This window comes from Parajatrophihabitans canadensis, from assembly GCF_053764775.1.
This window is the reverse complement of the sequence record NZ_CM132445.1, coordinates 2110689-2124422: the sequence shown is the minus strand read 5'-3', so window position 1 is coordinate 2124422 and position 13734 is coordinate 2110689. Positions and strand designations below refer to the sequence as shown.

Genomic DNA, 13734 nt, shown 5'->3' with positions numbered 1-13734 from the left:
CGCAATCCATCGTTTGGAGCCTGCTGTGCCCGAATTACACCTCGCGAAACATCCGGTGCGGGTCCTGACGGCCGCGGCATTGTTCGACGGTCATGACGCCGCCATCAACATCATGCGACGCATACTTCAAGCTCAGGGCGCTGAGGTCATTCACCTAGGTCACAACCGATCCGTTGATGAGATCGCGACCGCCGCAATACAAGAGGATGTCCAAGCCATCGCGATCAGCTCCTACCAGGGCGGTCACGTCGAGTACTTCGAATATCTGGTGCGCCTGCTCAGCGAGCGTGGCGCCGACATCGGCGTTTACGGCGGTGGTGGCGGCACGATCGTCCCGGCGGAGATCGACTACCTGCACAGCGTCGGGGTTAAGCGAATTTTCTCCCCGGAGGACGGCCAACACCTCGGCCTGGCCGCCATGGTCAACACGATCATCGCCGATAGCGACCGGTCACTGCCTACGCCGACACCGGAGCTTGCCGATCAGCTCAACAGCGGACAGGCCTTGGCACTGGCCCGGGCGATCTCGCATTTAGAAGCCGCCACCCTCGACGACCAGACGCTGGCGTTGATCCGCGATCACCGCGGCGCCGGCCTCGTCCTCGGCATCACTGGCACCGGTGGTTCAGGTAAGTCTTCGTTGACGGACGAACTCATCCGCAGATTCCGCATAGATCAGCAGGACAATCTGCGAATCGCCGTCCTGGCTGTTGACCCGACCCGCCGCAAGGGTGGCGGAGCGCTGCTCGGTGACCGCATCAGAATGAATTCTCTCGGTGCGGGCAAAGTGTTCTTCCGTTCGTTGGCGACTCGCGGCACCTCGGAGCTGCCCCCTTCGCTCGGCGACGCCATCTCAGCATGCCAGGCCGCCGGGTTCGATCTGATCATCGTGGAGACTCCGGGCGTCGGGCAGGGAGACTCAGCAATCGTCGATCTGGTGGACTGTTCGCTGTATGTCATGACAGCCGAGTTCGGTGCCGCCTCCCAGTTGGAGAAGATCGGCATGCTCGACTACGCCGACGTAGTGGCAATCAACAAGTATGAACGCCGCGGTTCCGAAGATGCCCGGCGCGATGTGGCCAGGCAGCTCGTGCGCAATCGGGAGGCGTTCGGACAGAGTTGGGAAGACATGCCGGTCTTCGGGACCAGCGCTGCGAGTTTCAACGACGATGGCGTCACAGCCTTGTACCAGGAGTTGCGACGCCAGCTTGTTGCCAAAGGCGCGGAATGGCTGTCCGCAGACGGCGGGGTGCTGCCGCTCGTTTCGGTCAAAGCGTCGACAGGGCTGACCATTCCGGTTCCGGCGAATCGCGTCCGATACCTTGCTGAGATCGCGGACTGTGTTCGCGCTTACCATGCGGCAACGGAGATGCAGGTAGGCCTGGTCAGGCAGCATCAAGCGCTGAGGACTGTCGGCGACCTGGTCGGCGCGGGCTCGGATCTTGCGGTTTCATTGAACGACATGCGAGACCGGCTCCAGACGAGTGAGGACGCCGCCGTCGCGCTGGCTCAGTTGGAAGCCTGGCCCGAAACAGTCCGCGCCTATTCTGGCGACGAGCTTGTGGTTAGTGTCCGCGACAAGGAAATCAGGACGCCGCTGGCCCGGAAGACGCTTGCGGGCAACGAGGTGCGCAGGGTCAGCTTGCCGAAGTACGAAGATCACGGCGAGTTGCTGCGCTTCTTGCGCAAGGAAAATCTGCCCGGTCATTTCCCTTACACGGCCGGCGTCTTTCCTTTCAAGAGAGACGGCGAAGACCCAGCGCGAATGTTTGCCGGTGAGGGCGACGCCTTCCGGACGAACCGACGGTTCCACCTGTTGTCAGAGGGCCAACCGGCCAATCGCCTCTCGACCGCCTTCGACTCCGTCACCTTATACGGGCGCGACCCCGCCGTACGGCCCGACATCTACGGCAAGGTTGGGACGTCCGGCGTTTCTATCGCCACCATCGAGGATATGAAGGTCTTGTACTCAGGCTTTGATCTGTGTGCCCCGGACACCTCGGTCTCCATGACGATCAACGGTCCCGCGCCGACCATTCTGGCGTTTTTCCTCAACACCGCTATTGATCAACAGCTAGCGAAGTTTCGTATCCAAAACGGTCGGGAACCAGGGCCGGATGAGGCCGCTCAGGTACGAGCACTGGCGCTGCAGACGGTTCGCGGGACGGTTCAGGCAGACATTCTCAAGGAAGATCAGGGTCAGAACACCTGCATCTTTTCCACGGACTTCTCCCTACGGATGATGGCCGATATCGCAGCCTGGTTCGTCGACCAGAAGGTCCGAAACTTCTATTCGGTTTCCATCTCCGGGTATCACATCGCCGAGGCAGGTGCGAACCCGATCAGTCAGCTGGCGTTCACGCTGGCGAACGGCTTCACCTATGTGGAGGCCTACCTCGCCCGCGGCATGCACATCGATGACTTCGCACCGAACCTGTCTTTCTTCTTTTCCAACGGCATGGACGCCGAATACACGGTGCTGGGACGAGTGGCACGCCGAATTTGGGCGATCGCGCTTCGCGACAAGTACGGCGCCAACGAGCGTTCTCAAAAACTCAAGTATCACGTACAGACTTCCGGACGGTCGCTGCACGCACAGGAGATGGCGTTCAATGACATCCGGACGACTCTGCAAGCCCTAAATGCCTTGTATGACAACGCAAACAGTCTGCATACCAACGCATACGACGAGGCTGTGACCACCCCATCGACGGAGTCCGTGCGTCGCGCGCTTGCCATCCAACTGATCATCAACAAGGAGTGGGGTTTGTCGGCCAACGAGAACCCCTTGCAAGGTTCCTACATCGTTGATGAGCTGACTGAACTCGTCGAAGCGGCAGTGCTCACCGAGTTCGACCGGATCACCGAACGCGGCGGTGTCCTCGGTGCTATGGAGACGGGCTATCAACGCGGACGGATTCAGGACGAGTCGATGCTCTACGAACAGCGCAAGCACGACGGAACCCTGCCAATCGTCGGCGTCAACACCTTCCTCGCTCCCCCATCCGATGAGCCGGCACGTGAGCTCGAACTCGCGCGCGGTACCGAGTCCGAGAAGCAATCCCAATTGGCCCGGCTGGCCGCGTTTCACGCAGAGCATGACGCCGAGGCGAGCGCGGCGCTGAAGCGATTAACGGAGGCCTCGGCTACCGACGAAAACGTCTTCGCAGTGTTGATGGACGCAGCCCGGGTCTGTTCGCTGGAACAGATCACCGAGGCCTTCTTCGAAGTTGGCGGTCAGTACCGACGAAACGTCTGACGCCACCCGGCCTCAGCGGCTACGTAAGCCGGCCCTCAAAACTCCAGGACGATTCGTCCGCGGGTACCGCCGGCTTCGAGCTGGCGATGAGCTTCTGCTGCTTGCTTTGCCGGGTAGGTTCGGGCCACCCGAAGCGTGATCACACCGTCTTCGACCTGTTGTCGCAAACCGTCAAGCCGCTTCTGCTCCGTTGCATAATTTCGAACCCTGACGTTGTGCGTTGTGATATTGCGTCCGGGTTCACCACCCCAACCTCTTACGACGGCGAGGCCGCCACCGTCCTTGATGGCCGGCACTATCGCAGCGTCCATCACGGCGCCGTCGGCGAGGCCGTCCACTCCGTCGGGCACAATCCCGCGCATCAGTTCGCCGACACCCGGACCACGGCGGACGATATGGTCTGCACCGAGGCCACGGACAAGTTCCTCGTCAGCCTCGGACGAATCAGCGATGACCTGAAGACCCTCCGCCTTTGCCATTTGTATTACGTAGCTGCCGAGGGTGCCCGCTGCGCCCGTGACACCAAGAATCTGGCCAGGGGCAAGCGCCAGCATGTCCAGGGCCATTCGTGCCGTCAGGCCGTTCATCGGCAAGGTCGCCGCCGAGATGAAGTCGCAATTCGCCGGCGCGCGGGCAACCGACTCCGAAGGCACCACGATCTGCTCTGCGTAAGCACCGCGCAGCGCGATGAATGGACGCACGATTGCCATCACCTTGTCGCCGAGCTGCCAATCGGCGCCGTCACCGACTTCATCGATGACGCCCGCCGCATCCATACCAGGAACGTAGGGGCGCTCGAGCGAGGCGAGCTCTTTGGCAGAAACGCCCGCACGGAAGCCGGTGTCGGTGGGATTGACCGCAGCAGCCTGAACCCGAATCCGAACCTGACCAGGACCTGCATGTGGTTCCGGCAGGTCAATCTCCTCGAGAACCTCCGGCCCCCCGAATTGCCACAGGCCGATTGCCTTCACAACGCCACATTCTGTGTCCGCGCTGCAGCATGCTGGAGCGCCCGCCGGGTCAAGAGCCTCGCGAGATGTCTGCGATACTCCTCGTTCGCATGCATATCCACTACCGGGGCGGTCTCGTCAGCGGCTAGTTCAGCCGCGGCGCTCAAGTCCGCCCCAGCAGCCAAAGCCTGCTCGGTGGCCAGAGCCCGAATCGGCACGCTTCCCATGTTGGCCAATGCCACGCGTCCACGTACGGTTGCGGCCGCGACGATGGCCCAGTCGTTCGCGCGGCGGGTGAACTTCTGGTAGTCCCACGGACTGTCGCCCGTTCGTTCGACGCGAACCTCGACAATCATCTCGTCCGGGCCAAGCGCGGTCTCGAAGTAGCCGAGAAAGAAGTCGCTTGCTGGCACAGCACGTTTGCCGCCGGGGCCCTGCAGGATCAGCGTTGCTTCGAGCACCGTTATGGCGGTCGGCAAATCAGCCGCAGGGTCAGCGTGAGCCAGGGAGCCGCCAAGCGTGCCCCGATGGCGGACTTGAGGATCACCGACCAGGGAGGCTACCCGGGACAACAGCGGCACCTCCTGATGCAGTACCTGCGAAGCGGCGAGAACACCGTGCCTGGTCAGCGCACCGATCGCGACCTCAGAACCTTCGAGTCGAATATAGGAAAGCTCGGCGATGCGGGCGACATCGAGCAGGACGGTCGGATAGGCAAGTCTGAGTTTCATCATAGGCAGTAGCGAATGGCCGCCTGCAATGAGCTTGGCGTCTTCACCGTGCTCGCTCAGCAGCTCGATGGTATGGGCAGCTGACTCAGCGCGCACGTAGTCAAACTGAGCGGGGATCATTCCGCTTCTCCTGCAGCGGTGAGAACAGCCTGAACGATGTTGTGATAACCGGTACATCGGCAGAGGTTGCCTTCGAGACCGATGCGTACCTCTTCCTCTGTCGGGTGCGGGTTGTCCTTGAGTACGCCGATGGCCGCCATCACCATTCCCGGTGTGCAGAAGCCGCACTGTAGTCCGTGCGAAGCCCGAAAGGCTGCCTGCATCTGATGCAACTCTTCTCCCGGACCGCTCAGGCCCTCAAGGGTCGTTATCGCGGCGCCGTCAGCCTGCACCGCCAACACCGTGCACGATTTCACGGTTTCACCGTCGAGCTCAACGGTGCACGCGCCACATGAAGTCGTATCACAACCGATGTTGGTAGCGCGCAGCTCGCGTACCTCGCGCAGGTAATGAACGAGCAGTAGCCGTGGTTCGACCTCATCGGTGCTGGCTTGTCCATTGACAGAAATGTTGACGAGCATTCGGTTACGCCTTTCCGGCTTGAGCTTGCTGGATCGCTGACCAGACGCGTTGTGGTGTGGTGGGCATATCTATGTGCCGTACTCCAAGATGTGCCACCGCATCGATGACCGCGTTCTGGACGGCAGGCGTCGCACCGATCGTGCCGGCCTCGCCGATTCCCTTTGCCCCTAACGGGTTATAGCTGGTCGGGGTCGCCATGTCGACGAGCTCGAAACTCGGCAACTCGGTTGCCGAGACGATCGGGTAGTCGGCGAAGTTGGTGGTGGTCGGGTTGCCATCGACGTCGTAGAGCACCTCCTCCAAAAGCGCTTGTGCTGCGCCCTGCGCAAGTCCACCGTGCCGTTGTCCCTCAGCCAACAGCGGATTGAGCACCGTACCGGCATCATCGACCGCAATGAGGCGTTGCAGAACGGCTTTCCCCGACTCGACGTCGACCTCGACGACCGCGACGTGTGCGCCGAACGGATAGGTCGCGCCAGGTGCGCTGAAGATGGAGCGAATTCGCAGTGGCTCCCTCTCAGCCAAATCCGCATAGCTGATGCCGACTTGCGGCACACCGCGCACCATCAGGCCCGGCAGTGAAGGATCCGCCACCAGGTCGGCAGGGTCCACCTCGAGGAGCTCAGCAGCTCGCTGTTTGGCCAGATCGAGCAGCTCCTGGCTGGCTTGGCGAACAGCAGCCCCGCCCTGTTGCAGGCTGCGCGAACCCCCGGTCCCGCCGCCCTCCGGGATGAGGTCCGTGTCGCCCCACTTGACGGTGATCGACTCTATCGGGACGCCTAGTTCTTCACTTGCCAACATTGCCCAGACCGTCGAATGGCCTTGGCCATGCGGGGAGGTGCCGGTGAGAATTGTTACCGAGCCGTCGGGATGAACCTCCACGACGGCATTTTCCCGGGGCGCGCCGGCCTCGCCGCCGGCGCCGGTGATCTCGACATATGTCGACAGACCGATCCCGAGTTGAAGGACATCATTTCGATCGCGGCGCTTGGCCTGCTCAGCCCGGAGATCGGCGTAACCCGCGGCAGCAAGTACCAGATCAAGTGCGGCTTCATAATTGCCGTTGTCGTACAGCGCTCCCGTCAACGTCCGCAGCGGCTCATCGAACGGGGGGATCAAGTTTCGGCGCCGAATCTCTGCTGGGTCGATGCCGATTTCGGTGGCGTAGAGGTCCATGGCCCGTTCGATCACCGCTGTCGCCTCGGGACGGCCCGCGCCTCGATACGCACCGACCGGCGTCGTGTTTGTGACTACGCTACGAATTCGGCTCTCGAGCCGCGCGATGTCGTACACCCCGGTGGCCATCAGGACGGTGAGTGATGGCAGCATCGCACCGAAACGCGGGTAGGCGCCTGAGTCCTGCAGCAAGTCGAGGCGGTACGCCTGAACCCGGCCATCTCGGGTGCCGCCGATCGTGACGGTCTGGTGCTGCGCGCGCCCGTGGGTCATTGCAAGCATGTTTTCTGATCGCGTTTCAACCCACCGCACAGGCATATCGAATCGCCGAGCAGCCCATGCCACCACTGCCTGTTCAGGGTCCGCGCCGAACTTCGCTCCAAACGCACCACCGACGTCCGGCGTGATCACCCGAATCCTGTCCGGCGCGGTTTTGAGCATGCCTGCGAGCGCTGTCTTGGTTCCCTGGGCGCCCTGATTCGGACACCAGATGGTGAGCCGGCCATCGGTGCCCCAAACCGCGGCGGCAGACCGTACCTCCAACGGTGCCGCGGCCACCCGCTGATTCTCGACCTGCTGGGTGATCACCACCTCGCAGTCGTCAAAGAAGGAATCATCGAACGGCTTGCCTGAGGTGAACGCGTCGTTGGTGCCGCACTCAGGGAAGAGCAGGACGTCACCCTTCGCAGCATCGGCGGGGTGAACGGCTACCGGCAGTTGCTCGTAGTCGACATCGACTAGCTCCGCCGCGTCGGGCCCGGCGTACCGATCGCGGGTGAGCACCATGGCAACGGGCTCGCCAACGTAACGGACAGTCCCCTCGGCGAGCAACGGCTGCGCCATCTCGGTCGGGAACATCGGCATCATCGGCTTTTGTCCGGCGAGTTCGGTCAAGTCAGCTGCACTGATTACGCCGATGACCCCCGGAGTCTGCGTCGCTTGAGTGACATCGATCCCGACGATCCGGGCGTGTGCGACCGGCGAACGGACGAAGGTCGCGAAGGCTGCACCATCAAGGCGATCGTCCACCAGATCCTCGGTGTAAGTGGCGCCTCGGGTGAGAAATTTTGGGTCTTCGGTGCGCACCACTCGGGTACCGAGAATGGACAATTCTGCTCCTGCCGTAGTCGCCGGGACCGAGCGCCGACAGCTACCTAAGCGGCTGCGGGGCTCGGCCGCTTCTCACGGTAACAGCGAGAACCTCCGAAGGATCCTGTCGACCCGATTTTGTGGCAATGCCGCGCTAGAACTCAAAGGAGTTCGAGAATCGTGGCGTTCGCTTGACCGCCGCCTTCGCACATCGTCTGAAGCCCATAGCGTATGCCGTGGGCTCGCATGTGATTGAGCATCGTGGTCATCAACCGGGTGCCGCTGCCACCGAGCGGATGACCGAGGGCAATGGCCCCACCGTTGGGATTCAGGCGTGCGGGATCGGCCCCTGTCTCGACCAGCCATGCGAGCGGCACCGGCGCAAACGCTTCGTTGACTTCGAATACCCCGATGTCATCGATACTCAGCCCGCTCTTTGCCAACGCCTTAGCGGTGGCCGGGATCGGTCCGGTCAGCATCAGATACGGATCATCACCGGTCACAACACAGGTGTGCACTCGCGCAAGCGGAGTCAAGCCGAGCTCGGCCGCCTTTTCAGAGGTAGTGATGAGCATTCCGGACGCACCGTCACTGATCTGCGAAGCGTTCCCAGCCGTGATGACACCGTCGGGGCGGAAGGCCGGACGCAGTTTCGCCATGCTATCCACCGTGCCACCTCGACGAACTCCCTCGTCGGCATCGACTTTCGTGCCCTCAGGGTTGATAACAGCGGCGATCTCGTTGGCGAACCGTCCTTCGTCCTGAGCGTGCGCGGCCTTCTCATGCGAGGCCAGGCTGAACTCGTCCAGTTGCTGGCGACTGAACTTCCAACGCTCGGCGATCATCTCGGCTCCGTCACCCTGACTGGGAGCGCTGTCGCCGTATCGGCTGCGGAAGCCTTCGCCGAAGGGCCACGCGCCCTGGGTGCTTGATCCCATTGGCACCCGGCTCATCGACTCGACCCCACCAGCAACAGCCAGGTCATAATGGCCGGCGATAACGCTGGCAGCCACGAAGCTGACCGCCTGCTGGGAAGATCCACATTGGCGATCAACGGTCGTTCCCGGGACGCTCTCAGGCCACCCGGCGGCCAGAACGGCGTTTCGAGCTATGTCGACCGATTGTTCGCCGATCTGCGCGACACAGCCCCACACGACGTCGTCGACGAGCACCGGGTCGACGCCAGCTCGTTCGACCAGCGCGCGGAGGACATGCGCCGAGAGGTCGGTCGGTTGAATTGCCGACAGCCCACCATTTCGTTTTCCGGTCGGCGTGCGTACTGCCTGGACGATTACCGCATCTCTCATGACGACTCCTTCATTCGTTCGATTTGATGAGCTTGTTACTCACCAAGTCCAACTCATCGATAGCTGGGTGGTGGCCTTCGGCGCAGGACAGTTCCAACGTGACTGTGCTGCCACAGATTCGGTGCTGGAGATCCACTGGACCTCCCGACGGGGCTAGCCATCGGTCACCCCACTGCATCAGGCCAACCAAAACCGGAAAGAGATCTGCTCCCTTTTCCGTGAGCCGGTAGTGCTGTCGGGTCCGCTGCCCGTCTTCTTTGTAGGGTTCTCGTTGCAACAGTTCCGCGTCGAGCAATTCACGCAGTCTCGCGGCTGCCACCGGCTGGCTGATACCGACACGTTTGGCGAAGTCCTCGAATCGGGTAGTGCCGTAAAACGCCTCTCGCAAGATCAACAGTGCCGAACGGGTACTGACCACCTCGAGCGCCCGACCGATCGAGCAACCGTCCGCGCTCCACCCGCTGCGCGGATCCAGCTGTCCCGTCATCCTTACGGTATCCACGAACCGAGCCTACCTGACTTATGACTAACTAAGCCAGGTTTTCGCCGCCAGATCTTTTCGGCCCCGGCGCAGCTCTCTGGTCAGCCTGCGGCAACCCGTGCGGCCGTCAGGGCATCGGCCCACCAGAGCAAGTCGTCGATGAGGAGCGCGAGCCGCCTTTCCAGAGCGGCAAAGACGGCGATGTCGAACGGCTCGGACGCCTGCATCGCCGGCACCATCTGCTCGGGCAGAATGTGTACGGCATGCCGCAGTGGAGCCATCTCGAACTCGACACTCACCCCACGCAGTTGCTCGATGACCCGCGCGCCGCCGACATTGCCCCAACCCACGAAGGAGATCGGCTTTCGTCGCCACTCGATGAACGTGTGATCCATTGCGTTCTTCAACACTGCCGGATAGCCGTGGTTGTACTCCGGGGTCAAGACAATGAAACCCTCGGCATCATCGATTCGTTGCCCGAGCCGTTCGGTTTCTGGAGTCGAATACTCACGTAAAGTGCGAGCCGGCGCCACCTGGTCGAAGAAGGGCAGCGGATGGTGGCGCAGATCGATCAGATCGACCTGCACGACCTCACGCTCGGCCAGCCTTTGCGCCACCCAGGTCGCTGGCTTGTCTGCAAAGCGTCCCTCACGGGTACTACCGACGATGATTGCGATTCGCGTCATCCCACTCCGATTTAGTACGTCACACTCTTCGTCCGGTAAAGGCGATGAATCTGGTCTGTTCGTCAGCGTCGCTCGGTACCTCGAGCTCCGGGCCCATGACACCCGGGCGGCGCAACATGTCGGAGGCCCCGCGCATATTTGCGAATGCGACAGACACCGCCTCGGTGTCCAGTTGCTCGTCTGCCCCCAGGGCTCTGGCCAAATCCCAAGTGTGCACGGTCAGCTCACCGGTCATGAAGCGAACGGTCAACTGCTCGAACGTCATCGTGCCCATGGCGGTCTCGTACTCGACTCCGATTCGTGCGGGATCGGCCAGACCTTCGGCCCACCAGTTCACTCGATCTCGCCACGCAGCGGCCAGGTCGACATCGTCGGGTAACGCCGCGACCTCGGGTCCGCCCACCGTGTTGGCGATGCGCTGGTCACGCAGCACAACGTGTTCAAGCAGGTCGCGCACCGACCAGCCCTCACACGGCGTCGGCGCTGCCCACTGCTCGCCCTCAACGCTGTCCACGAGGTCGGTGAAATGACCGACTACTCTTTGGTAGATTGCAATCCCGGTCGACATGGCGTCACGCTACCGCGCAGTGACCACGCATCGATCGTGAACTCGCTCACCGCGCTCTCCCCAGCCGCTTCGAGTACCGAGCCAAACGCTTGTGACCAAACGCTTCTGAACCATCACCGAATCACGAGCGGATTGACATTGGCACCGGTGGCGTGAGGCAGTGCGAGGGGCGCAACTACGAGTGCGCCAGCGACTCCCCCACCGGCGGGCATCGACGCCCGGAGCGAAGCGAAATCACAACTATCAATCAGCAACTGACCAATCGCCCAGATAAGCGAATGCGCCGTGCTCACCGGGCTGGTCGTCTTCGGAGCGTCCAAGAAGTCCCAGCACAGAATGCTGACCTCGTGCTCAGCGATCCATCGGACGCCACTTTCACCGAGACCAGGACTGGGAGCACTCATGTCATACGTGTGGCCCGCCGCTTCGTACCGATCGCGACCCATGTACAGCAACAAGGCGTCCCCCGGCTCGAATGCGACCCCCGCCTGTGCGAGCGCCTCGGCTATGTCCGCGCCCGTAACCGGGGCGTCCGGTGCCACCCAATCGGTCCCGCGAATCGATGGAATGTCGGCTAGTACGGCGCGCGTCATAAGACCCGCGTTTGCCAGATCGAGGACCGAGGGCGAGTCGGGGTCGTCCAGACTGAAGCCGCCGTACCAGGTACCACCGATGCCGACGTGATTCAGCGCATCGAGGTGGGTGTTCTGCAACCCGTGACAGTCGAGCTCGACGTGATCGGAGCCCATCGCAGCAACATCGGATCCGGTGACGAACACCTCGACGGACATGGTTGGACGACCGTCTCGGCGAGCGCTTGGCGCGTTAACCAGCGGACGGGCGAGGCTGACAACGGCGCCCGTCGTCATAGCCTGGACTGCCCGCGCCCGCGATTCAACAGTGAGATAGTTAGCCGTTCCCCTGCGATCTTCCGCACCAAACTGCGCACGGGCGGCAAGCTCGAGAAGCCAGCTGGATTCGTTGGATTGTGCTGTTGCCTCCGGCAAACCAGAACCTCACTCTCATTCGCAGGCCGTCCCTGTCGTACCCCGTGGCAGTATCGCACGAAGCCCTCACTCCGCGCGGAGCCCGAATTCGATCCGGATCAGGACATGGCGGGACGACAGAAACGCAGCACATGCGCGACCGCCTCGTCCTTTGTGAAGCCGAATCGTTCGGTCCGGCAGCCGCGGATCGTGTCGAGACAGACCGCATAGATTGACAGCGCGTCGGCTTTCGCATTCGTGAGGACACCGGACTCAACCTGCCACTGCTCGATCGCGGTCACCAACGGAGCACTCATGATGCTGCCAAAATAGTCATGGTGAGCGTCCACGTCGGCGCTCCTGACCTCGGCACCAAGCATCGCGATCCGCCGGGCCCGTCGAGCGTCGAAGACCATGCTGAGCATCTCGTCCACCCAGACCTCGACTGCCTGCCATGGTGACTGCGTCGTCGCCATTCGCTTGCGTATGCGAGCGGCCGCGAACTCTGCGTCCTGCTGACGGATGGCCATGATCAGATCGCTCTTGGATTCGAAATGTCGGTAGAACGCCCGAGTGGCCAGACCTGCTTCGTCGAGGATGTCGTTAAGCGTGGCCTCCCGGAACCCATTACGTTTCAACACCGAAATGGCGGCGTCAAGCAGCATCTGCAGTTCGGTCGACCGGTCGTAGAGACGAGGCCGACCACGATTCGCAGTGGTCATTCGGGCAGCTTACGGTCAGACGCCGGGCGCGGCGCTTTACCGGTCACCGCGACCAGGCGTGGCGTGCTCTGCTACTCCTTGCCTTCGAGTGGGCTCTGACCGACGTGCGGGAACAGCTCCAGAAACGCGCCTTGGGTAATACGGTGCCGAACCGACTCTGGCTGGTCGTCGAACAGCTCATGCAGTGTTTTCTGGGTGTGGCCGAATGTGCCTTCGATGTGGGGGTAGTCGCTCCCCCACATCACATTGTTGTAGCCCATCGCCGTCAACGCTTCGACCGCTGACTCGTCGTGCTGGAAACTTGCATAGACCTGGTCGAACAGAATTTCCTTAGGAAGGCGCGTCAGGCTGTCGCGGATGAAATCGCTGTGCTGGCGGTAGGCCTCATTCAATCGATCTCCTACGAAAGGCACCCAAGTAGCACCCGCTTCGGAGATGACCAGCTTGAGTCCGGGGTGTCGATCCAGCACACCCGAGGCGACCATAAACGCGGCCATCGTCATGCCGCTGTACGAAGCCCACAAATAGTTGACCGTGCCGGCACCGGGGCCGTGGAAGAAGACGGCCTCCTCACCACCAGCACCGGTGTGTACGGCCATCACCATGCCGGTCTCTTCCATTGCCGCCCAAAGGGGCTCCCAGTACGGACGGTTGAAGTCCGGCGTACCTTCCGGCGTGGTACACGGCAGGTTGATCGCTTTGATCCCCATGCCCGCCACTCGTTGAACTTCGGCGACCGCATCGTCGACGTCCAAAGGCGAAATCTGAGCAGGCATGACGTGGCGGACGTTGTTCTGCTGGATGTCGACTGCCCAATCATTGGCGACTTTGACCGCCTCGCGGGCCAGCACCGGATCGGTAATCATCGAGTTCCAAAGACCGACTGACGGGTAGATCAACTCTGCCCAGATGCCTTCTTGATCTAAGTCGGCACGTCGGATTTTCATGTCATACGCACCCGGTGCCCTCAGGGCCTCCACGAGCGTCTGTCCGCCTTTACCTTTAACCGTCTGAATCTTGGGCATCGGCCGCGTGAAACTCTTGCCGTCAACGTAGATCGTCTCCGACGTGCCGTCCTCTGACTTCACCGACCGAGGCATCCGTTCAGCAAGCGCAGCCGGCAAGCCGCTGCTGTACAAGTCCTCCGGCTCGAAATAGTGCGAGTCACCGGAATTGGCCCAGATCTTCATCAGAACT

The 13734-nt window shown here is 61.9% G+C and carries 12 protein-coding genes; 1 reads left to right on the top strand and 11 read right to left on the bottom strand.

Annotated features, from left to right (window positions below; genetic code table 11):
- Positions 1-25 precede the first annotated feature (25 nt).
- On the top strand, positions 26-3259 hold the full coding sequence (icmF, locus tag ACSMXN_RS10380) for a fused isobutyryl-CoA mutase/GTPase IcmF (RefSeq protein WP_022912588.1): 3234 nt from the start codon (positions 26-28) through the stop codon (positions 3257-3259).
- 35 nt (positions 3260-3294) lie between these two features.
- On the opposite strand, the gene ACSMXN_RS10375 is transcribed toward icmF, so the two are convergent.
- The 11 genes from ACSMXN_RS10375 to ACSMXN_RS10325 all read right to left on the bottom strand — a co-directional run bounded on the left by ACSMXN_RS10375 (position 3295) and on the right by ACSMXN_RS10325 (position 13727).
- Entirely contained in the window at positions 3295-4230 is a 936-nt protein-coding gene (locus ACSMXN_RS10375) for an NADP-dependent oxidoreductase (protein WP_022912587.1), read from the bottom strand.
- Positions 4227-5060, bottom strand: a complete 834-nt coding sequence (locus tag ACSMXN_RS10370; protein WP_022912586.1) for an FAD binding domain-containing protein — start codon at positions 5058-5060, stop codon at positions 4227-4229. The genes ACSMXN_RS10375 and ACSMXN_RS10370 overlap by 4 nt, the downstream gene beginning before the upstream one ends.
- Complete coding sequence (locus ACSMXN_RS10365) at positions 5057-5521, bottom strand: (2Fe-2S)-binding protein (protein WP_022912585.1); 465 nt, start codon at positions 5519-5521, stop codon at positions 5057-5059. The genes ACSMXN_RS10370 and ACSMXN_RS10365 overlap by 4 nt, the downstream gene beginning before the upstream one ends.
- Positions 5522-5525: 4 nt before the next feature.
- Complete coding sequence (locus ACSMXN_RS10360) at positions 5526-7808, bottom strand: xanthine dehydrogenase family protein molybdopterin-binding subunit (protein WP_022912584.1); 2283 nt, start codon at positions 7806-7808, stop codon at positions 5526-5528.
- 140 nt (positions 7809-7948) lie between these two features.
- A complete protein-coding gene (locus ACSMXN_RS10355) occupies positions 7949-9094 on the bottom strand; it encodes an acetyl-CoA C-acyltransferase (RefSeq protein WP_022912583.1) in 1146 nt (381 codons plus the stop codon).
- Positions 9095-9104: 10 nt separating this feature from the next.
- Positions 9105-9596, bottom strand: a complete 492-nt coding sequence (locus ACSMXN_RS10350; protein ID WP_022912582.1) for a winged helix-turn-helix transcriptional regulator — start codon at positions 9594-9596, stop codon at positions 9105-9107.
- Positions 9597-9676: 80 nt separating this feature from the next.
- Complete coding sequence (locus tag ACSMXN_RS10345; protein WP_022912581.1) at positions 9677-10261, bottom strand: NADPH-dependent FMN reductase; 585 nt, start codon at positions 10259-10261, stop codon at positions 9677-9679.
- 19 nt (positions 10262-10280) lie between these two features.
- Positions 10281-10829 carry a TIGR03086 family metal-binding protein gene (locus ACSMXN_RS10340; protein ID WP_022912580.1) on the bottom strand — a complete coding sequence of 183 codons (549 nt, stop codon included), beginning with the start codon at positions 10827-10829 and terminating at the stop codon, positions 10281-10283.
- 113 nt (positions 10830-10942) lie between these two features.
- Positions 10943-11836 (bottom strand): cyclase family protein, encoded by an 894-nt coding sequence (locus tag ACSMXN_RS10335; protein ID WP_155958299.1) that lies wholly within the window; start codon positions 11834-11836, stop codon positions 10943-10945.
- A 98-nt stretch (positions 11837-11934) separates the two neighbouring features.
- Positions 11935-12537, bottom strand: a complete 603-nt coding sequence (locus ACSMXN_RS10330; RefSeq protein ID WP_022912578.1) for a TetR/AcrR family transcriptional regulator — start codon at positions 12535-12537, stop codon at positions 11935-11937.
- A gap of 71 nt (positions 12538-12608) precedes the next feature.
- Positions 12609-13727 (bottom strand): amidohydrolase family protein, encoded by a 1119-nt coding sequence (locus ACSMXN_RS10325; RefSeq protein ID WP_022912577.1) that lies wholly within the window; start codon positions 13725-13727, stop codon positions 12609-12611.
- Positions 13728-13734 lie beyond the last annotated feature (7 nt).